Source organism: Curtobacterium sp. SP.BCo, from assembly GCF_051903265.1.
In the GTDB taxonomy this organism is placed as follows: domain Bacteria; phylum Actinomycetota; class Actinomycetes; order Actinomycetales; family Microbacteriaceae; genus Curtobacterium.
In genome coordinates, this window is sequence record NZ_CP194337.1 from 864,392 (window position 1) to 885,465 (window position 21,074).

General features: G+C 71.9%; 18 protein-coding genes. 11 read left to right on the forward strand and 7 right to left on the reverse strand.

Annotated features, from left to right (window positions below; genetic code table 11):
- Nucleotides 1-54 precede the first annotated feature (54 nt).
- The gene (locus tag ACRQ4B_RS04220; protein ID WP_439693445.1) at nt 55-2,163 is read left to right on the forward strand and encodes an MMPL family transporter; all 2,109 of its coding nucleotides are present in this window, start codon (nt 55-57) and stop codon (nt 2,161-2,163) included.
- Between the two features lie 13 nt (nt 2,164-2,176).
- A complete protein-coding gene (locus ACRQ4B_RS04225; RefSeq protein WP_439693446.1) occupies nt 2,177-2,827 on the forward strand; it encodes a GntR family transcriptional regulator in 651 nt (216 codons plus the stop codon).
- A gap of 84 nt (nt 2,828-2,911) precedes the next feature.
- Here the strand turns inward: ACRQ4B_RS04225 and ACRQ4B_RS04230 are convergent, their stop codons facing one another.
- The 3 genes from ACRQ4B_RS04230 to ACRQ4B_RS04240 are packed head-to-tail and all read right to left on the reverse strand — an operon-like array spanning nt 2,912 to nt 7,516.
- On the reverse strand, nt 2,912-3,688 hold the full coding sequence (locus ACRQ4B_RS04230; RefSeq protein WP_439693447.1) for an IclR family transcriptional regulator: 777 nt from the start codon (nt 3,686-3,688) through the stop codon (nt 2,912-2,914).
- A 26-nt stretch (nt 3,689-3,714) separates the two neighbouring features.
- Entirely contained in the window at nt 3,715-5,133 is a 1,419-nt protein-coding gene (locus tag ACRQ4B_RS04235; protein WP_439693448.1) for a hypothetical protein, read from the reverse strand.
- A gap of 46 nt (nt 5,134-5,179) precedes the next feature.
- Nucleotides 5,180-7,516 (reverse strand): FAD-dependent oxidoreductase, encoded by a 2,337-nt coding sequence (locus ACRQ4B_RS04240; protein ID WP_439693449.1) that lies wholly within the window; start codon nt 7,514-7,516, stop codon nt 5,180-5,182.
- 3 nt (nt 7,517-7,519) lie between these two features.
- Here ACRQ4B_RS04240 and ACRQ4B_RS04245 point away from each other — a divergent pair, with 3 nt between their 5' ends.
- The 3 genes from ACRQ4B_RS04245 to ACRQ4B_RS04255 all read left to right on the forward strand — a co-directional run bounded on the left by ACRQ4B_RS04245 (nt 7,520) and on the right by ACRQ4B_RS04255 (nt 11,352).
- The gene (locus ACRQ4B_RS04245) at nt 7,520-8,869 is read left to right on the forward strand and encodes an MFS transporter (RefSeq protein WP_439693450.1); all 1,350 of its coding nucleotides are present in this window, start codon (nt 7,520-7,522) and stop codon (nt 8,867-8,869) included.
- A 135-nt stretch (nt 8,870-9,004) separates the two neighbouring features.
- Nucleotides 9,005-10,519 carry an LCP family protein gene (locus tag ACRQ4B_RS04250; RefSeq protein WP_439693451.1) on the forward strand — a complete coding sequence of 505 codons (1,515 nt, stop codon included), beginning with the start codon at nt 9,005-9,007 and terminating at the stop codon, nt 10,517-10,519.
- 50 nt (nt 10,520-10,569) lie between these two features.
- Nucleotides 10,570-11,352, forward strand: a complete 783-nt coding sequence (locus tag ACRQ4B_RS04255) for an endonuclease/exonuclease/phosphatase family protein (protein WP_439693452.1) — start codon at nt 10,570-10,572, stop codon at nt 11,350-11,352.
- A 31-nt stretch (nt 11,353-11,383) separates the two neighbouring features.
- Here ACRQ4B_RS04255 and ACRQ4B_RS04260 read toward each other — a convergent pair whose 3' ends face one another.
- The gene (locus tag ACRQ4B_RS04260; RefSeq protein ID WP_439693453.1) at nt 11,384-12,121 is read right to left on the reverse strand and encodes a hypothetical protein; all 738 of its coding nucleotides are present in this window, start codon (nt 12,119-12,121) and stop codon (nt 11,384-11,386) included.
- A 132-nt stretch (nt 12,122-12,253) separates the two neighbouring features.
- On the opposite strand from ACRQ4B_RS04260, the gene ACRQ4B_RS04265 reads away from it, so the two are divergent.
- From ACRQ4B_RS04265 to ACRQ4B_RS04285, 5 genes are all read left to right on the forward strand, one after another.
- A complete protein-coding gene (locus ACRQ4B_RS04265) occupies nt 12,254-12,961 on the forward strand; it encodes a GntR family transcriptional regulator (RefSeq protein WP_439693454.1) in 708 nt (235 codons plus the stop codon).
- A 2-nt stretch (nt 12,962-12,963) separates the two neighbouring features.
- Nucleotides 12,964-14,028, forward strand: coding sequence for an ADP-ribosylglycohydrolase family protein (locus ACRQ4B_RS04270; RefSeq protein ID WP_439693455.1), 1,065 nt, complete (start codon nt 12,964-12,966; stop codon nt 14,026-14,028).
- Nucleotides 14,029-14,100: 72 nt separating this feature from the next.
- The gene (locus ACRQ4B_RS04275) at nt 14,101-15,588 is read left to right on the forward strand and encodes a purine-cytosine permease family protein (RefSeq protein WP_439693456.1); all 1,488 of its coding nucleotides are present in this window, start codon (nt 14,101-14,103) and stop codon (nt 15,586-15,588) included.
- The gene (locus tag ACRQ4B_RS04280) at nt 15,588-16,520 is read left to right on the forward strand and encodes a PfkB family carbohydrate kinase (RefSeq protein ID WP_439693457.1); all 933 of its coding nucleotides are present in this window, start codon (nt 15,588-15,590) and stop codon (nt 16,518-16,520) included. The genes ACRQ4B_RS04275 and ACRQ4B_RS04280 overlap by 1 nt, the downstream gene beginning before the upstream one ends.
- Before the next feature lie 234 nt (nt 16,521-16,754).
- Complete coding sequence (locus ACRQ4B_RS04285) at nt 16,755-17,654, forward strand: SDR family oxidoreductase (RefSeq protein WP_439693458.1); 900 nt, start codon at nt 16,755-16,757, stop codon at nt 17,652-17,654.
- A 98-nt stretch (nt 17,655-17,752) separates the two neighbouring features.
- On the opposite strand, the gene ACRQ4B_RS04290 is transcribed toward ACRQ4B_RS04285, so the two are convergent.
- Nucleotides 17,753-18,070 (reverse strand): hypothetical protein, encoded by a 318-nt coding sequence (locus tag ACRQ4B_RS04290; protein ID WP_439693459.1) that lies wholly within the window; start codon nt 18,068-18,070, stop codon nt 17,753-17,755.
- 169 nt (nt 18,071-18,239) lie between these two features.
- Between ACRQ4B_RS04290 and ACRQ4B_RS04295 the strand changes: the two genes are divergently transcribed.
- Nucleotides 18,240-18,914 carry a TetR/AcrR family transcriptional regulator gene (locus ACRQ4B_RS04295; protein ID WP_439693460.1) on the forward strand — a complete coding sequence of 225 codons (675 nt, stop codon included), beginning with the start codon at nt 18,240-18,242 and terminating at the stop codon, nt 18,912-18,914.
- A gap of 7 nt (nt 18,915-18,921) precedes the next feature.
- On the opposite strand, the gene ACRQ4B_RS04300 is transcribed toward ACRQ4B_RS04295, so the two are convergent.
- Entirely contained in the window at nt 18,922-20,430 is a 1,509-nt protein-coding gene (locus ACRQ4B_RS04300) for a threonine/serine ThrE exporter family protein (RefSeq protein WP_439693461.1), read from the reverse strand.
- 115 nt (nt 20,431-20,545) lie between these two features.
- Nucleotides 20,546-20,986 (reverse strand): OsmC family peroxiredoxin, encoded by a 441-nt coding sequence (locus ACRQ4B_RS04305; RefSeq protein ID WP_439693462.1) that lies wholly within the window; start codon nt 20,984-20,986, stop codon nt 20,546-20,548.
- Nucleotides 20,987-21,074: the final 88 nt, after the last annotated feature.

Sequence of the window (21,074 nt, forward strand, 5' to 3'; positions counted from 1 at the left end):
CGCTCCGGATCGTCTAGTAATCAGCATGCTGACGATTGGAGTACGCTCACGGTCGTGTCCCGCTTCCTCCGCATCGTCCTCCCCGCGCTCGTCATCGTGGCATGGCTCGCGATCGCCTCCGTCGGCGGTCCCTACTTCGGCAAGATCTCCGAGGTCTCCACGAACGACCAGACCTCGTTCCTGCCGGCGTCGGCCGACGCCACGAAGGTGCAGGAACGGGCCTCGGAGTTCCGACAGACATCCGGTGCGCCCGCGATCGTCGTCCTGTCGCGCGACGGCGGGCTCACCACGGCCGACCGTGCCGCCGCCTCGACCCTCGCGACCGACCTCGGGAAGCGGGACGACGTGCAGGGGGTCAGCCCGGCCATCCCGAGCGAGGACGGCGACGCGGTCGAGATCATCGCCACGCTGACGCAGGACGCCGACACGGGTGACGCGGTGGAGGCGATCCGGACCGACGTCGACGACGCGCTCCCGTCCGGGCTCCAGGGGTACGTCACCGGCCCCGCCGGGTTCACCGCCGACCTGACCGAGGCGTTCGCCGGCATCGACGGGATCCTGCTCGGGGTGGCGCTCGCCGCGGTCTTCGTGATCCTCATCGTCGTCTACCGGTCACCGCTGCTGCCGATCCTCGTGCTCGGCACCGCGACCTTCGCCCTGTGCGCGTCGATCCTCGTCGTGTGGTGGCTCGCGAAGGCGGGCGTCGTCACCGTCAACGGCCAGGTGCAGGGCATCCTCTCGATCCTCGTCATCGGCGCGGCGACGGACTACGCACTCCTCTACACGGCGCGTTTCCGCGAGGCGCTGCGCGACCACCGCACCGGCTGGGGTGCCACGAAGGCAGCACTGCGGGGGAGTCTCGAACCGATCCTGGCCTCGGGCGGGACCGTCATCGTCGGTGTGCTCTGCCTGCTGCTCTCCGACCTCAACTCGAACAAGGCGCTCGGCCCCGTCGCGGCGATCGGCATCGCGTTCAGTCTGCTCGCGGCCCTCACCCTGCTGCCGGCGCTCCTGATGGCGTTCCGGCGTGCGGCGTTCTGGCCGCTCCGTCCGGCCCACGGCAGCGCCCACCCGGTGCTGACCGGCCCGGAGGCCCGCGGGGTCTGGGCGAAGGTCGGTCGGCTCGTGGCCCGGCGGTCCCGGGTGGTCTGGATCGTGTGCACGGTCGGGCTCCTCGCGATGGGCACCGGGTTGATCGGGCTCAAGGCCGACGGGGTCCCGCAGAGCGACCTCGTCATCGGCAGCTCCCAGGCGCGCGACGGGCAGGACGTCCTCGCCGACCACTTCCCCGGCGGCTCCGGCAGCCCGGCACAGGTCATCGGCTCGGCCTCGAAGGCCGACGAGCTCGCCCGCGCGGTCGCCGGCGTCGACGGAGTGGACGGGGTGGTCGCGGCGGCGAAGGACGCCCCGTCCGGCACCGTGGCGCTCGGCCAGGGCGGTGGCGCGACGCCGACGGTCTCCCGCGGGGACGTGCTGCTCGAGGCGACGCTGTCCGACCCGGCGGACTCCGATGCCGCCGAGCAGACCGTCCGCGACCTCCGGACCGCCGTCGAGCGGGTGGACCCGGGAGCGATCGTCGGCGGCGTCACCGCCACGGCGGTCGACACGAACGACACCGGCATCCGCGACCGCACGCTCATCATCCCCGTCGTGCTCGTCGTGATCCTGCTCATCCTGATGCTCCTGCTGCGGAGCATCGTGGCGCCGCTCGTGCTCATCGGCAGCGTGATCGTGTCGTTCGCCGCGGCCCTCGGCGTGGGCGCGCTCGTGTTCGACCACGTCTTCCACTTCCCCGGCGCGGACCCCTCGGTGCCGCTCTACTCGTTCGTGTTCCTGGTGGCGCTCGGCGTGGACTACAACATCTTCTTGATGACCCGCGTCCGCGAGGAGGCGCTCCGGCACGGCCCGCACGAGGGCGTGCTCCGCGGCCTCGGTGTGACGGGCGGGGTGATCACGTCCGCGGGCATCGTGCTCGCGGCGACGTTCGCGGCGCTCGGCGTCATCCCGATCCTCTTCCTGGTGCAGATCGCCTTCGTCGTCGCGTTCGGTGTGCTGCTCGACACCATCGTCGTCCGGTCGCTGCTCGTGCCCGCGTTGGCGTACGACCTGGGACGGCGTGCCTGGTGGCCGTCGCGCCTGTCGCGCGCAGCCCATCACATGTGACACGCTGGGGAGCATGCCAGTTCCTTCGACGCAGCCCGCAGCCGAGCGGAAGCTCCTCCGTGACACCGTGCAGGACAAGATCCGGGACGCGATCATGGACGGCACCCTCGAACCCGGCGAGCGACTGAACGACGACGACCTGATCTCCTGGCTGGGCGTCTCGCGCACCCCGATCCGCGAGGCCCTGGCCGAGCTCGCCCGCGCCGGCCTCATCGAGATGGCGCCGAACCGCTACACCCGGGTCGCCGCTCCGACGAAGGACGAGCTGCTCGACGCCTACCGCACGCTCGGCGTCATCTACGGCGGCGTCGTGCGCCTGGCCGTGCCGCGCTTCACCGACCCGCAGCGCAAGAAGGTCGTCAAGATGCTCGACGACGTGACCACCCAGGTCGAGCGCCAGCACCAGGGCGAGGTCGCCCGGAACGGTGCCGAGATCTACGCCATGTGGGCCGACCACTGCGGCAACAAGTCGCTCGAGCAGCTCTGCAAGTCCACGACGGACGGGCTCGCGTTCAAGCTGCGGGTACCGGAGCTCGCCGAGCTCATCCCGGCGGACGTCATCCTGCCGGAGCTGGCGAAGCTCAAGGCGGCGGTGGTCGCGAAGGACCCGATCGCGGCCGAGCTCGCCATGGAGGCGATCCACCTGCTCCCCTCGCGCGACTGACGCGACCAGCGCGACGCGCGCGACCAGCGCGACCCACTGACGGACGGGAGGCGCGGTGCCAGCCGGCACCGCGCCTCCCGTCCGTCAGTGCGCGACCGCGCTGATCATGCCGAGCCCGACGCTGATCCGGTCGGCGACCTCGATGAGGTCCTCGGCGAGTGAGTCCATGTCACGGTCCCGCAGCTGCGTCACCCGTCCCGAGATCGACAGGGCTGCCGCGATCCGGCCGGAGGCGTTCCGGATCGGCGCCGCGATGCAGAACCGGCCGAGCGCGAGTTCCTGGTTCTCCACGCACCACCCGCGCTTCGCCGACGCCGCCAGGTCCGCCGTGAGCTCGTCGTGCGACGTGATGGTGTGGTCCGTGTATCGGGCGAGGTCCTCGCCGAGCAGCTCGGTCCGCTCCGCCTGCGACCGGTCGAGCATGAGCGCCTTGCCGAGCGCCGAGGCGTGCATCGGCTGGCGCATCCCGATCATGGTGTGCGACTTCGGAGCGAGCGACCCCTCGAAGTGGCAGAGGTAGATGCAGGACGCGTCGTCCTGCACGCCGACGTTGGCGGTCAGCCCGATGCGGTGTGCGAGCTCCTGGGCGGCGGCCCGGCTCTCGCGGTGCACGGGGTTGTGGTTGAGCCCCTGGCTGGCGAGCTCGAGCACGGCGCGGCCGACGGAGTACCCCTGCGACTCCGGGTCGCGGCGCACGTACTCGAGTGACTCGAGCGTGGCGAGCAGTCGCCCGGTGGTGGAGGTCCCGAGGTCGATCGCGCGTGCGATGTCGGAGGCGCGCATCGCCCCGTCGGCAGCACCGAGCGCGCCGAGGACAGCCGCGGCGCGCTCGATGCTCTGGTTCGGAGGGGTGGTGGCCATCCGCCCATTCTGTCCCGTGGAGTCGATCAGGACACCGTGACGCCGCTGACGAACTGGTTCGTGCGGACCTGTGCCGCGGTGAGGGGCGCACCCCCGAGCACGACGTCCTCGAACGCGACGTCCGAGATCCCGTGCGTGCCGTCCCACCCGGACAGGGTCACCGGGTCGGCCGCGACGTCGGTGAAGTCGCGGATGGTGATGCCCGTGATCCGGCCGCGCTCGTCGCGGTACCCGGTGTCGTTCGAGTACTGCCCCTTGAGGACCTGGAGCACGATGGCCTGCTTCCCGACCGGTTGCGACTCGACGTGGAAGCCGTCCACCGTGACGTCTGAGACCGTCGCCCAGTCCTGCACGTCGAACTTCAGCGCGACCTCCTTCGCACGGAGCACGTAGGACTGCGTGATCGAGACGTCGGTGAAGACCTCGGTCTCCATCGAGGAGCCGAAGCGGACCGGGTTGCCGCCGGTGACGTTCCAGAACGTGGTGTCCGTCGCGTGCAGGCCGCGGGTCTCCGGTTCGCCGTTCGTCGCCGCGTCGAGGGCGTGCCACCCGAAGCCGTCGTCGCCGCTCATCACGAAGTTGTGCTCGACGGTCATGTCCTGCACGCCGTCGGTGTCGATGCCGTCGTTGTTGATGAGCGTGCCCATCAGGTTCAGCCAGGAGACGTGGATGCCCGAGGACCGGATGTACAGCGTCTGCCACCACTGGGCGTTGCGGACCCCGATGCCGGAGACCGTGATGTCCGAGCTGTCGTGGAACCGGATCGCCATCGTCTTGTCGGTCCGCGACGTGTCCGTGCCGGCGTCGAGGATCCCGCGCCCGATGACCTGCACCCCGGTGACGCCGTCACCGTCGATGCGGCCGTGCACCAGGGCTCCGGGGGCGAGGTAGACGGTCTGCCCGGACTGCGGACGGATGACCCCGGCGTCGTGTTCGCCCGGGCCGAAGTACAGCACGCCCGGGTCGCCCGCGGACGGCACCGCGGTCTCCGACGGGGTGACGAAGAGGAACAGCGCGCGGACCCCGGGCGTCTCGACGACGAGCGGGTGGGCGTCGCGGATCGTGAACGTCACGGTGTCGCCGGACCGGGTCGTGCCGACCCCGAGCGTCCGCGGCGTCACGACGGGGACGGCCGACGCCGCGAGACCGGGCATCGTGACGCTGACGGTGGCGGTCCCCGTGCCCTTGGTGAACATCGCGACGTCGTGTGCGGTGCCGCTCACCGACTCGGCTCGGACCGGGACCGCCGTGCCGTTCACCGACACCGTGTGCGCGGTCGCGGTGGGTGCGGTCGGGTTGCCGGGGTCCGCCTGGATCGCGGCGGTCCCGGGGGTGACCGCCGACGGACCGGAGGCGGTGCTGGCGACGGCAGCCGCGCCTCCCGTCCCGATGGCGGTGAGTGCGATCGCGACGGTGGTCGCGATCGTGACGGCGCGCAGGCGCATGGCGATCTCCCTTGATCGGTGGTGGTGCTGGGGGTGGTGCGGTCGGTCAGTAGACCTTCACGGCGCTCGCCGTGACGAACGGCGATCCGTTCGTGGCGGTCACCACGACGCGGAGCGATGCGGTGCGCACCGGTGCGACGTCGTGGATGCGGTGCCGGTGCCGGTTGTCGGTGACGGTCGCGAGCGTCTGCCACGAGCCGTCGACGCACGCCTCCACCCGGTAGTCCCGGGCGAGGGTCGGGACGGCGTCCCACGGCGTCCGGTGGTGGTGCAGGTTGATGAGGTCGGCGTCGACGTCGTCGTTCCAGACCAGACGGACCTGGTGCACGTCGACGGGTCCGTCCCAGTCGAGCGTGACGACGGCTGCGCCGTCCCCGGCCGCGCTGGACCACAGGTGCGGTCCGCCGAAGGGGCGCTGGTAGCCGTCGGTCAGCCGGGAGGCGCGCCAGGCGTCCGACGCGCCGGCCGCGGTGAACGCGAAGGAGCGTCCGCGCAGGGCTCGCGCCTCCCAGTCGGTGACGGGCTGGTCGGCCTCCTCGGGGATGTGGTCGTCGAACTGTTCGTCGTCGGCCGACCGGGCCCGGAGCGCGAGGACGCCGTACGGGTGCCCCTCGGTGAGGAGCACGCGCACGCCGGGCGCTTGCCGCACGACGACGACCGCGTTGCACGGCTCGTCCGGGTGGAAGGCCAGGTCGACCACGGCGTCGCCCGCGCCCGCCGGCACCGACGCCGTGTGCGTCGCGACGTGCTCGATCGGCGCGTAGTTCTGCGGCTTCCCGGTGGTCCAGAGCTCGATGGTCAGGTCGGTGGCGGCGTCGGCGTCGGTCCGCAGCGTGAACGTGCCGAGCGCCGGGTCGACGGGCAGGACGACCGCGACGTCGCGGTCGAGCGTGAACGTGTCGTCGGTCAGCCACGGTGTGGTGTCGAGCGCGGTGAGCTCGCTGCTCGCGCTGACCCGGGCGCGCTGGGCCAGGTCGGCGCCGTCGACCGCCCGGACGCCGATGAGCGGGGCGTCCTCGCGCAGCAGGGTCTGCTGCAGCATCGCGACGTGGTCGGTGCCGAGTTCCCGCGGGGTCAGGCCGTGCCGGGCCGCGAGGTGCGCTGCGGTCCCGGCGGCCTGTCCCTGGGTCGCGCAGGTGGCCATCACGCGGGTGGAGCCGAACGCCACGTGCGAGGCGGAGATGTTCCGGCCGGCGAAGAGCAGGTTGGCGACGTCGGCGGAGTAGAGGGAGCGGAACGGGATGTCGTACGTGCCGTCGGTGTACCGCTGCTGCGCCCCGGCGGTCTCGGCGTAGACGCCCTCGACGGGGTGCAGGTCGATCGACCAGCCGCCGAACGCGACCGTGTCCGGGAAGCTCCGCTGTGACAACAGGTCCTGCTGCGTCAGGGTGTGGTCACCCACGAACCGGCGGTACTCCCGCTTGCCGGGGATCGCGCCGACCCAGTCGAGGGTGAGGGAGTCGGCGTCGAACGCGCCGGAGTTCTTGATGTGGTCCCAGATGCCGTAGACGACGCCCCAGAGCTCGTCGCGGATGCGTTCGTTCTCGGTGACGGTGTCGAGCTCGCCGCCCCACTCGATCCACCAGTAGTTGCACCCGTTGTCGCCGGTCTTGATCGCCCGGTTCGCCAGGATCGGGGTCCGCGCGAGGTCGACGGCGATCGACGGCGGGACGAACCGCTCCGGGCGGCCGGTGTCGTGCGTCGAGAAGAAGATCGAGCTGCCGAGCAGTTCGTCGTCGGGGTGCTCCGGCGCCCATGCCTCCCCGTACTCGTCGCGACCCTCGCGGCCGATCCGGTACGACGCCCCGGCGAGGGCACCCACGAGACCGTCGCCGGTGCAGTCGAGGAACACCGGCGCACGGAAGGTGGTCTCGATCTCGGAGCCCATCGTCCAGCCGGTGACGGAGGTGATGCGGTCGCCGTCGGTGGCCACCGTCCGCACGTCGGTGTTCAGGTGCAGGTGCACGTTCGGTTCGGCCCGCACGAGGTCGAGCACCACCTGGTCCCAGTAGATCGCGTTGCCCTGCGGGTTCCGGTACTGGTTCTCCAAGAACAGCTCGCCCATGACGCCGGTCTCGCGGGCGAACCGCTGCGTGCCGTGCGCCGTGGCGCCGACCACCCACACCCGGATCTCGCTCGAGGAGTTGCCGCCGAGGACCGGACGGTTGGTCACGAGGGCGACGCTGGAGCCGAGGCGGGCGGCGGCGACTGCGGCGCTCACACCGGCGAGGCCGCCGCCGACGACCACGACGTCGTGGTGCTGTTCACGGGACTGCATGGAGGTGACGGTATCACTCGTCGGGCACACTTTCCCACTGTGTGGCAAAGTGTGCCCGACGAGTGCTATCGTCAAGCAACTCTCGACAACGAAGTGTGAGGTCAACCCATGAGCGACGGAACCCGAACGCGCACGAGCGCCGACGCCGCCACGAGTCCGGACGTCCGGGCAGCACTGGGCGACGACGCCCGCCGCCAGAGCATGCGGAAGGTGATCGTCGCCGCCGGCGTCGGACACTTCGTCGAGTGGTTCGACTTCGGCCTGTACGGCACCCTGGCCACCGTCATCTCGCTCTACTTCTTCAAGCAGGGCGACCCGCAGGTGGCACTGCTCTCCGCCTTCGCCGTCTTCGGTGCCGGGTTCGTGATGCGTCCGCTCGGCGGGCTCTTCTGGGGTTCGCTCGGCGACCGCGTCGGCCGCAAGACCACGCTCGCGACCGTCATCCTCATCACCAGCGGCGCCACCGCGGTGATGGGCATCCTGCCGACGTACCAGAGCGTCGGGCTGCTCGCGCCGATCCTGCTCGTCGTCGTCCGGCTCGTGCAGGGCTTCGCCGCCGGTGGTGAGGGCGCGGGAGCGACCACGCTGCTCGCCGAGTTCGCCCCGTCGAACCGACGCGGCTTCGTCACGAGCTTCATCGACGTCTTCGGCTTCGCCGCGTTCATCGTCGGCGGTGGCCTGGTGTTCCTCTTCACGGCGCTCGCCGGCGACGGTGCGCTCGAGTCGTGGGGCTGGCGCGTCCTGTTCCTCATCGCGCTGCCGCTCGGCCTCGTCGGGCTGTACCTCCGGTCGAAGCTCGAGGACACCCCGGAGTTCCGGGCGCTCAAGGCGAAGGGTGAGCTGGCCGACAAGCCGCTCCGCCGCTCGCTCCGGACCGGCTGGAAGGCACTGCTGTTCTGCGTCGGCTTCGTCGTCCTCAAGGCGGTCGGCCACTGGATCCTGCAGACCTTCATGCCGTCGTACCTGCAGGCCGACCTCGGGTACTCGCCGCTCGTGTCGTACGGCGTCGTCGTGATCGGCTTCATCGTGATCGCCGGTCTCGTGCCGTTCTTCGGGTTGCTGTCGGACAAAATCGGCCGGAAGCCCGTGATGCTCGCGGGCTGCGGTGGCTTCCTCGTCCTCACCTACCCGACGCTCATGCTCATGAACGCCGGCAACTTCTGGGCGGCGGCCGGGGCGATGATCCTGCTCGGGCTGTTCATGGCGGCGTTCGACGGTGCCGTGAGCGCCGCGATGGCGGAACTGTTCCCGACGGCGATCCGCTACGGCTCGATGGGCATCGCCTACAACGTCAGCGTCGCGCTCTTCGGTGGCATCACACCGTACTTCGCGACCTGGCTCATCACCGCGACGGGCAACACCTTCGCTCCCGCGTTCTACGTGATGGCTGCCGCCGCGATCACCGGCGTGACCGTCCTGCGCGCACGCGAGACGAACAAGGCCGAGCTCGCGTCGTAGACGCGACCGCCCCGGGGCCGGGAGGCGCGGTGCCAGCCGGCACCGCGCCTCCAGGCCCGTCCGGCGCGGCGGAATCGCGGCGACCTTCCAGGGCCGTTCCATGTCCACTCCACGCACGGCGGTTATGGTTTCCGGGTGAGCAACGACCTCGAGCAGACGACCGGTCCCGGCCGCCGCGGCTTCACGCCGCCTCGCCACGGCCGCCAGAAACGGCGCGGTGGCGTCGTGCTGCCCGCCGTCGCCGGCGTGCTCACGATGGGGCTGGTGCTGAGCGGCGCGTACGCCGCCTACGCCTACGGACGCCTGTCGAACGGCGTCACCAAGATCGACGCGATCTCCGGCAACACGTCCGACAAGGACGACGTCGACGGGCAGGCGCAGAACATCCTGCTCGTCGGTGACGACCACCGACCGGACAACGCGACGCCGGAGGAGATGGCGGAGCTGAGCACCCAGTCGGACGGCGGCGCGACCAACACCGACACGATGATCGTCCTGCACATCAACGCCGACGGCACCCAGGCGACGATGATCTCGTTCCCCCGCGACTCCTACGTCGACATCCCCGGTGTCGGCAAGGGCAAGCTCAACAGCGCCTTCTACTACGGGACCCTGAACGGCGGCGGCGACACCGGCGGCGCGAAGCTGCTCATCCGGACGATCCAGCAGCTCAGCGGGCTGACGATCGACCACTACGTGCGCGTCTCGCTGCTCGGCTTCTACCAGGTCGTCAAGGAGCTCGGGCCGGTCGAGGTCTGCCTCAACCAGGCCGCGAAGGACCCGTACTCCGGCGTCGACCTGCCCGCCGGCAAGTCCACGCTCGACGCGAAGCAGGCGCTCTCCTTCGTCCGACAGCGGCACGGCCTGCCGAACGGCGACCTCGACCGGAACGTCCGGCAGCAGTACTTCCTGTCGCAGGAGGCCCGCAAGGTCCTTTCCGCCGGCACGCTGCTCAACCCGCTCAAGTTGGGGAACATCCTCGGCGCCGTCGGCGGTTCGATCCAGACCGACACCGACCTGGTCAGCCTCGGGACGCAGATGCGGAACCTCAGGCCGGGCAACATCCAGTCCGCCACGATCCCCACCCTCGGCACGCCGACCATCTACGTCAACGGCTCCGCCCTGTCGATCGTCGAGGTCGACACGGTCGGGATCCCGGCCTTCGTGCAGGGCCTCGTCGGCGAACCCGAGGAGTACACGAAGGCGACGGCGTCCCAGCCCGCCGACGTCGCCGTCACGGTGCTGAACGGCAGCGGGGTCTCCGGCGCGGCCGGCGCGGCGGGCAGCGTCCTCACCGCCCGCGGCTTCCAGGTCGGCGCACCGGGGTCCTCCGAGACGACCAAGACCACGCAGATCCAGTACCCCACCGGCATGGAGGCGCGGGCCAAGGCCGTCGCCGCGGTCGTGCCGGGCGCCGTCGCGGTGCGGTCGAACTCCGTCACCGGCGTGACCCTCGTGCTCGGCACCGACGGCAAGACCGTCACCCCGGTGCCGGCCGCGGGTGGGGAGGCCTCGACCCCGGCCGACGGCGGATCGGCCGGTGCGTCCACGGACGCGGGCTCGAAGCCCTCCGCGTCGACCTCGTCCGAGCCGAAGCCGACGTCCACCGACGTCAAGAGCTACGGCAAGGAAGGCGTCTGCATCAACTGACCCGGCGGTGCGCTGAGCACGGTCCGGGGATGCGTCGGTAGGTTCGACGGGTGAGCAACGCAGCGCGTCCGATCACCCTGATGACCTACAACATCAAGAACCCCGACCCGGCGCACGACTGGCCGGCTCGGCTCCCGGTCCTCCTCGAGGTGGTCCGGCGGCACGACCCCGACCTGCTCTGCGTGCAGGAGGCGTTCGCGCACCAGATGGACGACCTCCGTGCCGGGCTGCCCGAGCACGGCGACGTCGGGCAGGGTCGCGAGGGCGGCACCGCCGGGGAGCACGCCGCGGTGTTCTTCCGCCGCAGTCGGTTCCGTCCGGTCGACGAGGGGTCCTTCTGGCTGTCGGACACCCCGGACGAGCCCGTCTCGAACACCTGGGCGAGCATGTTCCCCCGGATCGCCAACCACGCGCGGTTCCTCGACGCCGAGGGCGACGCCTTCACCCTGCTCACCACGCACCTCGACCACGAGGTCGGCCCGCACGGCGACGAGGTCCGGGCGAAGAGCGCGGCGCTCATCGTGGAGCGGCTCAGCACGGCGACCGGACCGGTGGTGGTCGCCGGGGACTGCAACGAGCCCGCGGGTGCGGGTGCGGCGTCGACGGTGTTCGCGGACGCGGGCTTCACCGACGCCTGGACGGCCGCGGGGGACCCGGACGACCGGACCGCGACGTTCAACGACTGGGAGCCCCCGGTCGCGTCGGGCGAGCGGATCGACTGGGTGCTCACGCGTGGGATCAGCGGTGTGGACCGCATCGTGATCGACCACGACGGACCCGAGACGTGGTTCGCGAGCGACCACTTCCCGGTCGTCGCGACGCTCCGCATCTGAGGCGCACCCCGGGAGCTCCGGGGAGCGGTGGTCAGCAGCTGCGCTGCGCGTGCACCGGCATCGGGGAGCCGAGCACCGTGACGGTGGTGTCGTCGGTCAGGGCCGAGACGCCGTTCGTGCCCTCCTGGTCGGACTCGTCGTCGTCCTCCGGCGTCCAGCCCTCCTCGAGCAGGAGTTGCCACGCCTTGGCGTCGTCGGACCCGAACGAGACCCGCTCGGACTTCGGGGCGTCCGCGATCGCGTCGTGGATGTCGTCGCCGATCTGCACGCCGTCGGGGCCGGTCAGCTCGACGTCGCCACCGAACCGGGAGCGGACCGCGTCCCGCAGCACCCGGATCTCGACGGCGTTGCCGGCGGCCGCGGGGGTGGTGAGCGCGGCGACGCGGACGGCGCCGCCCCACGTGTAGGTCGTGCCGGCCGGGAAGCAGACGCCGCCGTCGCCCTCGGCCGTCTGGGTGCGGGAGGGCGTACCGAGCAGACGGTTCAGCAGGCTCACGGTCGTGCGGGAGTCGCGCATCGAGGCCTCGACCACGGTCTTGGAGCCGCGGCGGAACACGAGGGACTCGGCGTCGAGTTCGATCGAGTCGACGCGCTTGAGCTTGGAGGTCGTGACCCGGGTGGCGTCGTCGTGGGACGTCGCCGTCTCCGGCGCGATCTCGGACGCGGACGCCGGCGTCGCGCCGAACCCGGCGGTGCCGTCGGCGGCGACCGTGCCGGCCGAGAAGGCGAGCACGGCAGCGCTCAGCGCGAGCACGGTCCGGAAGGTCACCACTCGACGGTACGACGTCCGAGCCGTCTGGACGACGGGTGTTACCGAATCGGAGCCTGGCGGTGACCGGACCGTGACCTTCCGGAACAACGGCACTGGACTGTACAGGTCTTGTACATGTACCATCGCTCCATGCCCGTCTCATCGAAGCGACGCTTCGTCGCCGACGCCCTCCGCGACGCGATCGCGACGGGCCGGTACGTCCCCGGAGAGCGCCTCCCCGGCGAGCACGACCTCGCCGAGCGCTACGCCGTCAGCCGCGGCACCGTCCGTGCGGCGCTGGCCGACCTCGCCGACGACGAGTACATCGCGACCCACGGTGGCATCGGCTCCGTGGTCACCTTCGACGGCGCCGCGCTCGACCCCCGAGCCGGGTGGGCCCGGTCGATCGCGGGCAGCGGCACCGAGGTGCGCGCCGCCACGCTCCGGATCGAGCGGATCGTCGACCCCGAGCTCGCGAGCCTGGTCGACGCGGACCCCGAACTCGTCGCGGTGGACCGGGTCCGTTCCGTCGTGGACGGCCCGCACGTGTCCTACGAGCGGAGCGTGGTGCCGCGCATCGGCCGCCTCGGTCGCGCGGTCGAGGACGGGCTCGTCGACGGCTCGCTGAGCGCCACGATCGAGGCCGCCGGACTCGTGCCGGCGCGGGCGGAGCAGTGGATCGACGTCCGCCCCCTGGACGACGCCGAGGCCGCCGTGCTCGACCGCCCGACCGGCACGCCGTTCCTGCACAGCCGCCGCGTCTCCCGCACCGCGGACGGCGCCTTCGTCGAGGTGGTCGACAGCCTGCTGGACCCCGAGCGGTTCCGCATCCACATGCGTTTCGGACAAGGACGATGACGATGACCGACGGCACGACCCACGACCACGCCCTCGCGGCCTTCCAGGGGCTCGCGATCGGCGACGCCCTCGGGATGCCGACGCAGTCGATGTCGCTGGAGCAGATCCGCGAGGACCACGGCCGCATCACGGGCTTCGTCGACGCCGGACCCCGGCAGCGCATCGCACACGGCATGCCCGCGGCGAGCATCACCGACGACACCGAGCAGGCCGTGCTCGTCGCCCGGCTCCTCGTCGAGGGGGACGGCCGACTCGACCCGACCCGGTTCGCCGAGGCGCTCATCGAGTGGGAGCGGGGGATGGCGGAGAAGGGGTCGCTCGACCTCCTCGGTCCGAGCACGAAGACGGCCGTGCAGCGCATCCTGGACGGTGTCCCCGCGTCCGATGCCGGCTCGACGGGCACCACCAACGGAGCCGCGATGCGCATCACCCCGGTCGGGATCACCACGACCGCGGACGACCTCGACCGGCTCGTCGACGCCGTGCAGGACGCCTCCCGGGTCACCCACGACACCGGTCTCGGCATCGCCGGGGCATCCGCGATCGCGGCTGCGGTGAGCGCCGGCATCGACGGGGCCACGCGTGCCGAGGCGCTCGACGTCGCCGTGGCCGCGGCCCGCTCCGGCGCACGCCGCGGGCACTGGGTCGCCGGTGCCTCGATCGCCGAGAGGACCGCGTGGGCCCGCGAGTGGCTCCCGACGGTGGCACCCGAGGACCGCACCGCCGCGATCGACGGCGTGATCGGCACGAGCGTCGCCAGCCAGGAGTCCGTGGTGGCCGCGCTCGCCCTGGTGTCGCTCGACCTCGACCCGTGGGAGACCCTCTGCACGGCCGCGAGCATCGGCGGCGACACCGACACGATCGCCGCGATGGCGGGTGCCGTGCTCGGCGCCGTGCACGGGGCGGCCGCGTGGTCGCCCGACGCCGTCGCGCAGGTCGAGTCCGTCAACGGCATCCGGTTCGCCGACGTCGTGGCCCCCCTGCTGCGGCTCCGCGCACGCGGCGCGACCAGCGCCGACCCGACCAGCGCCGACCCGACCAGCCCCGGCGCGACCAGCGCCCACTAGCCCCGGTCGGTGGCATCCCCCCACGAGCCACCGCCCGGCCCCACGAACCCTTCCGACGACGTAAGAGGAACCATGACCGACACCCCGAGCTCGGGAACCCTCACCAGCATCGAGCAGCGCGGCATCGAACCCGTGCCCGCCGCCGAACGCACCGGGAAGGCCGGCGCGCTGTTCTGGGTGTGGTTCGCGGCCAACATCTCCATCCTCGGGCTGCCCCTCGGCGCGACCCTGGTGGCGTTCCAGCACCTCACCATCTGGCAGGCCCTGCTCGTCGCCGTGATCGGTGCCGCCGGGTCCTTCGCCGTGGTCGGGGTGATCTCGATCGCCGGTCGTCGGGGCGGCGCACCCGGCCTCACCCTGAGCCGCGCGGTCTTCGGCGTCCGCGGCAACATCGGGCCGACGGTGGTCTCGCTGCTGTCCCGCCTCGGCTGGGAGACCGTGAACACCACGACGGCGGCCTTCGTGCTCCTGTCGCTCTTCACGATCCTGTTCGGCACGGACGGCGACGCGAAGCACAACCCGGTGCTGACGATCGTCGCGATCCTGGTGTTCGTCGTCGCGACGGTGCTCATCTCCGGGCTCGGTCACGCGTTCATCGTCGCCGTCCAGAAGTGGGCGACCTGGGTCTTCGGTGCGCTGAACGTCTTCGTGGCCGTGTTCCTGGTCGTCCGCGTCGACTGGCACGTCGTCGGCAGCGCTCCCGCAGGACCGTTCGCGGCGATGGCGATCGGCATCGGCACGATCGCGGCCGGCACCGGCATCGGATGGGCCACCGCGGGTGCGGACATCGCCCGGTACTCGAAGACGAGCGTCCGGGCCGCCGAGCTCGTCGGTGCGAGCGCAGCCGGCGCCGGCATCCCGCTCGTCGTCCTCGTCGGGCTCGGCGCGCTCGTGTCCGCCGGCGACCCGACCCTGGCGCAGGCGGGCGACCCCGTCGCCGCGATCCGCGACCTGCTCCCCGGGTGGATGGCCGTGCCGTACCTGATCGCCGCGTTCGGCGGGCTGCTGCTGTCGAACCACCTGTCGGTGTACTCCGCGAGCCTCACCACGCTGACCCTCGGCATCAAGGTGCCCCGGGTGTGGGCGGTCACCGTCGACGTGGTCGTCACGTTCCTCGGCGCGATGTACTTCATGCTCGTCGCGGACGGCTTCTACGCACCGTTCATCACGTTCATCTCCGTGCTCGCCGTGCCGATCACCGCGTGGCTCGGCGTCTTCATCGCCGACATCGTCCGCCGCACCTGGTACGACCCGGCGGCGCTGCTCGACCTCCGCGCCGGCGGCCGCTACTGGTACTCGGGTGGCATCGCGTGGCGGGCGGTCATCGCCTGGGCCGTCGCGATCGTCGTCGGCTTCCTGTTCACGAGCGTGCAGGTCGGCGACGCGGACCCGGTGTTCGTCGGCACGTTCGCCGGCACCTGGATCGGGGCGAACGGCCTCGGCTGGATCGTCACGTTCATCGTCGCGGCCGCGGTCTACGTGCTCACCGGGGGCCCGCAGGGTGCCCTGCACGCGCCCGCCGACGAATCGGCCCCGCTCCCCGCGACGGAGCTCTCCTGATGCCGCGTCTGGTCTCCGTCGGCAACGTCATCGTCGACATCGTGATGCGCGTCGGCGCGTTGCCGGACCCGGGCGGTGACGTCATCGCGTCGTCGTCCGAGATCACGGCCGGTGGCGGCCTCAACACGATGGTCGCCGCTCGACGTGACGGCCTCGAGGTCGTCTTCGCGGGCCAGTACGGCACCGGCCCCTTCGGCGACGTCGTCCGCCGGGCGCTCGTGGACGCCGCCGTCGAGGTCCTGCAGCCCGGACTGCCGGACCAGGACAGCGGCTACTGCGTCGCACTCGTCGACGCCTCGACGGAGCGCACGTTCGTGACGAGCGTCGGCGCCGAGGGACGCCTCGGTCCGGCCGAGCTCGCCCGCGTGGCGTTCCGCGAGGACGACACGCTGTTCGTCTCCGGCTACGGCCTCGCCCATCCCGTGAACGCCCGGGCGATCGCCGACTGGATCGGCTCGGTCCCGGCATCGGTGCGGGTGGTGTTCGACCCGTCGCCGTTGGTCGACACGCTCGACCCGCAGGTGGTCGCGCCCGTGGCGGCGCGTGCGGACGTCGTGTCCACGAACGCCCGGGAGGCCCGGCTGATGTCCCCGGGGTCGGCCGACCTCCGGCAGGCGGTCGCCGCCATGGCCGCGGTCGCGCCCGGCACGGTGCTGGTGCGGGACGGCGCGGCCGGCTGCTGGGTGGCGGACCCCTCGCTGCCCGAGGGGCCCGTCCTCGTGCCGGGGTTCACGGTCGAGGCCGTCGACACGAACGGTGCCGGGGACGCGCACGGCGGCGTGCTCGTCGCGGCGCTGTCCCGTGGCGCGACCCTGCTCGACGCGGTCCGGCGGGCCAACGCCGCCGCCGCGATCGCGGTCTCGCGCCGTGGTCCGGCGACCGCGCCCACGCGTGCGGAGACGGACGCGTTCCTGGCCGCGCACCCGGCCTGAGGGACCTGCCGGGCCGGCGCCGTGCCTCCAGGCGGGTCTTCCTGACCGCCCACCCGGTTCGCGCCCCGTGGCGCACATCGCGCCCCGTCACGGCGGGGCGCGATGTCCGTCCGGGGGCGCGACGTGAGCGCGACGAGGCGGGGGAGGCGAGCACCGGCGGACGCTGGCCGCTGCGCGCACCGGGGGACAGGCGCCTGGACGGGCGGCGGTGACCGCCTGCGTACCGTCGGCGGCATGACGGACCAGTACAGCATGCAGGACCCGACCACGATGTACGCCGACAAGAAGCCCGACGAGCAGTACCTGCCGGGCGCCGGCACGGACGCCGAGATGGCGCAGAACGTGCCCGCCGACCACGGCGAGGACACCTACCGCGGCTCGGGTCGACTCGAGGGCCGCAAGGCGCTCGTCACCGGCGGTGACTCCGGGATCGGTGCCGCGGTCGCGATCGCCTACGCCCGCGAGGGCGCCGACGTCGCGATCTCCTACCTGCCCGAGGAGCAGGAGGACGCGGACCGCATCGTCGCCCTCATCGAGGCAGCCGGTCGCAAGGCCGTCGCGCTGCCCGGTGACATCACCTCGCTCCAGGTCTGCGAGCAGCTCGTCGCGGACGCCGTCGAGCAGCTCGGCGGGCTGGACATCCTCGTGAACAACGCGGGCAAGCAGCAGAACGTCGACTCCATCGTCGACATCTCCGACGACGAGTTCGACGAGACGTTCAAGACCAACGTCTACGCGACGTTCCGCATCACGAAGGCCGCGGTGCCGCACCTGCAGCCGGGGTCGACGATCATCAACACGACCTCGATCCAGGCGTACGCACCGTCGCCGCACCTGGTGCACTACGCGGCGACGAAGTCGACCGTGAACAACCTGGCGAAGGGCCTCGCCGCGCAGCTGGCGCCGAAGGGCATCCGCGTGAACGCCGTCGCTCCGGGCCCGATCTGGACCCCGCTGCAGCCCGCCGGTGGGCAGAAGCCGGAGGACCTGCCCTCGGCCGGCGAGCAGACCTACCTCGGCCGGTGGGGACAGCCGGCCGAGCTCGCACCCGCGTACGTGTTCCTGGCGAGCGGCGAGTCGTCGTACGTCGTCGGGGAGACCCTGCACGTCGACGGTGGCATGCCGACCCCGTAGCACCCGCTCGCGGGCGACCGCTGCGACGACGAGACACCGCCGGACCCCGGCGGTGTCTCGTCGTCTGTGGGAGCGGCGCCGGGGTCGGATGCCGCGCGTCAGCAGGTGACCGAACGGGCCATCCGCTCGAGGAGCTCCCGCGCGGACAGCGCCGCCGCGAGCTCGACCTCCACCGGGTTGATGCCGATCGCCCGCTCGAACGCCCGACGCCTGGCCTGGTCGGCGATCGGCACCTCCGGCCGCTGCGGCAGGACGGCGACGGCCCGGGCTGCGGCCTCGAAGGCGCCGACCGGGCGTCCGAGCTGCTCCCACATCGTCCGGACGTCGTGCGCGACCTGCTCGGGATCGCCGCCGAACTCGAAGCCGGCCGAGGCCATGGTCGCCAGTCCCTGCGCGGTGGGGTCGTTCGGGGTCATGGCGGCATCGTCACACGGAACGCCGCGATTGTGCTGCGAACCATTCGCTTGTCCCCCGACATGCCGACACCCGGACCGGGGATTCTGGTGTCCCCCGATCTCCGTTTGGATGGACTTGCCCCGAAGCGGGGTGACACGGACATGACGTCCGGGGACGACGGAGGGCACGATGCTCGAACACACCAGCGCGGACACGCAGGCGGCAGCCGCCGCGGCCGCCACCCTGCACCTGCGCATCACGATCGTGGGTGCGACCGTCGACCTGCTGCGGGACATCCCGTTCCACGAAGCCGACGCGGCGAAGGTGGCCGACCGGATCGGCATCTCCGTCGACGAGCTCCGGCAGCACTTCCCGTCGTGGGACGGGCTCGTGCTCGCCGCGGTCGACCGGTGGAACGGCAGCCGGATGGACGAGGTCACCCGCGAGGTCGGCGACGGCTCGACCGTCCAGCTCCTGCGGGCCATCGTCGCGTCGAACGCCGAGGACCCCGCGCTCATGCGGCTCCTGGTCGCGCTGCTCTCGGTCGCGGGGAACCCGCAGCACCCGATGGCGACGTACCTCCGGTCGCGGTACCAGCTCTTCTACGCCCAGATCAAGCGCGGGCTCGAGCACGACATCGCCGTGGGCCGTGCGCCGCACACGATGGACCCCCGGCGCGGTGCGGAGCAGTTGATCGCACTGTACGAGGGGCTGCAGCTGCAGGCGCTCCTGCGCTCGGACCTCGACCTCGTGCCGGCCTTCGACCGCGCGGTGGCCCGGCTCGAGCGCGGGTGGATGGAACGCTACGAGCCCCAGGCTGCTCGTCGTCTGTCCACCTGGAGCGACGGCGGCTGGGAGATCTGAACCGCGGTCAGCGTGGCCGTGGGCCGCGCGGCACCGAGCCGTCGCCCGGGTCGTAGCCGGAGTCGCGGATCACCCGCAGTGCCGTCGTGTCGTTGTGGACCGAGTGCACCACGACCTTCCGTGCACGGCGCAGGGCCCGTCGTGCACCGGGGGTGGCGAACAGGCCGCCGAGCACGAGTCCGGCACCGATCGCCAGCGCCACGGACACCGCCGCGACGAAGTCCAGGGCGGCGCTCGACGACCCGGACATGAAGTTCAGCAGCGCGTTCGAGACCGCGACGCCGGGCAGCAGCGCTCCGCAGAAGGCCGGCACGGCGATCGCCGCCACGGCCGTCCGCATCCGCGCCGCAGCGATCGTGGACAGGACCCCGAGGAGCACGGCGGCGAGGAACGTCGCACCGAGCAGCGGCATCCCGAGTTCCCGCAGGACCCGGAGTGCGGCGCCGGAGAGGACGGAGAACACCACGGCGACCGGGATCACGCGGGCGCTGGCCTGCTGCACGAAGCAGTTCGCCGCCGCGGAGACCACGGTGAGCAGCAGGGCGGCCCACAGGGGCAGGGTCTGCAGCACGATGCCGGAGGGGTCGACCTCGATGTGCAACCCCTTCGTCACCGCGATGCCGGCGGGGACACCGACGACGATCGCGGCGATGATCAGTCCGATGTAGAACGCCCGGGCGACCGCCATCGCGCGGAACCCGGAGATCGCGTCCTGCGCCCAGGTGACGAGCGACGGGTGCGGGAGCAGCAGCACCACGAGGGCACCCACCATCGTCGCGGCGCCGGCCGGGTGGAGGACGCCGGCCCAGATCGCCAGGGTGCCGAGCGCCGACGCGACGGCACCCTGCGCCCCGGACACGAAGAACTGCGGGAAGCCCCGGCCGGTCAGCCACCGGCCGGACACGATGATGCCGAGCATCAGGACGAAGGCGCCGAGTCCCGCTCGCCAGCCGCCACCGGCCTGCATCGCGATCGAGATGCCGAGGATCGAGAGACCGACGTCGGCGAGCCACCGTGGCCACCGCGGCGGGAGGCGCAGGACGGCGACCAGCGCGTTCACCGCCGAGGTCATGTCGCGCTCGTCGTGCACGAGGTCGTCGACGATCTGGTTCGCCCGCGCGAGTCGGTCCAGGTCGGAGCCGTCGGACTGGACGGTGCGGACCTTCACCAACGGCGGGGCGTCGGCGGGCGCGTACTGGATGGTGACCGAACTGCCGGAGAAGTCGAGGTCGAGCGGGGCGAGGTTCCACTTCGTCGACACGGCGACGACGGCGGTCTCGACGCTGCGGGTGTCGGCGCCGGACGCCAGCATCACCTCGGCCAGGTCGAGGCAGAAGTCGACGATCTGCACCGCCGAGTACTGCTCCCGCGGGCGGGTGTCCGGGGTGACCCGCTCGTAGAGCGTGCCGCGCAGCCGGGCGCGGGCGTCGCGGATGTCGTGCTGCGCGAGGTTGCGGACGCGCGGCCGGGGTGGGCGACCGGGTCTGGGGACGCCGTGGGGGGACTGCTCGGCCATCCCGCCATGGTGCCAGTCGCGTTCTCCACGTGACCGGTGGACGGACTGGAGGCGCGGTGCCGGCCGGCCCCGCGCCTCCAGTCCGTCACATGGTGACGACGCCTGCGTCGCTCGCCTACTGCTCGAGCGTCGCGTGGAGCGTGATGTCCACGCCGGTGAGTGCCTTGCTGACCGGGCAGGTCGCCTTGGCGTCCTCGGCGGCCTTCAGGAAGGCGGCCTCGTCGATGCCGGTGACCTCGCCGCTGACGGTGAGGACGATGCCGGTGAGCTTGAACCCACCCGCGCTGTCCGGGCCGAGGGAGACGTCCGCCTTGACGTCGAGCGCCTCGACGGTGCCGCCGGCCTCACCGAGGACGGCGGAGAACTGCATCGCGTAGCAGGCGGAGTGCGCTGCGGCGATGAGCTCCTCGGGGCTGGTGGTGCCGTCGGCGTCCTCGGCGGCGCGCTTCGGGAACGACACGTCGTACGTGCCGACCTTGGAGCTGGAGAGTTCGACCTGGCCGGAGCCGTCGTTCAGGCCGCCGTTCCAGGCGGTGCGTGCGGTGCGCGTGGGCATGGCCGCTCCTTTCGTGTGGGGAGTGGTCCCGAACGGGACCGTCGCAGCCGAGTCAAGCGGAGAACGACCGTTCTCGCAACCGGCTCAC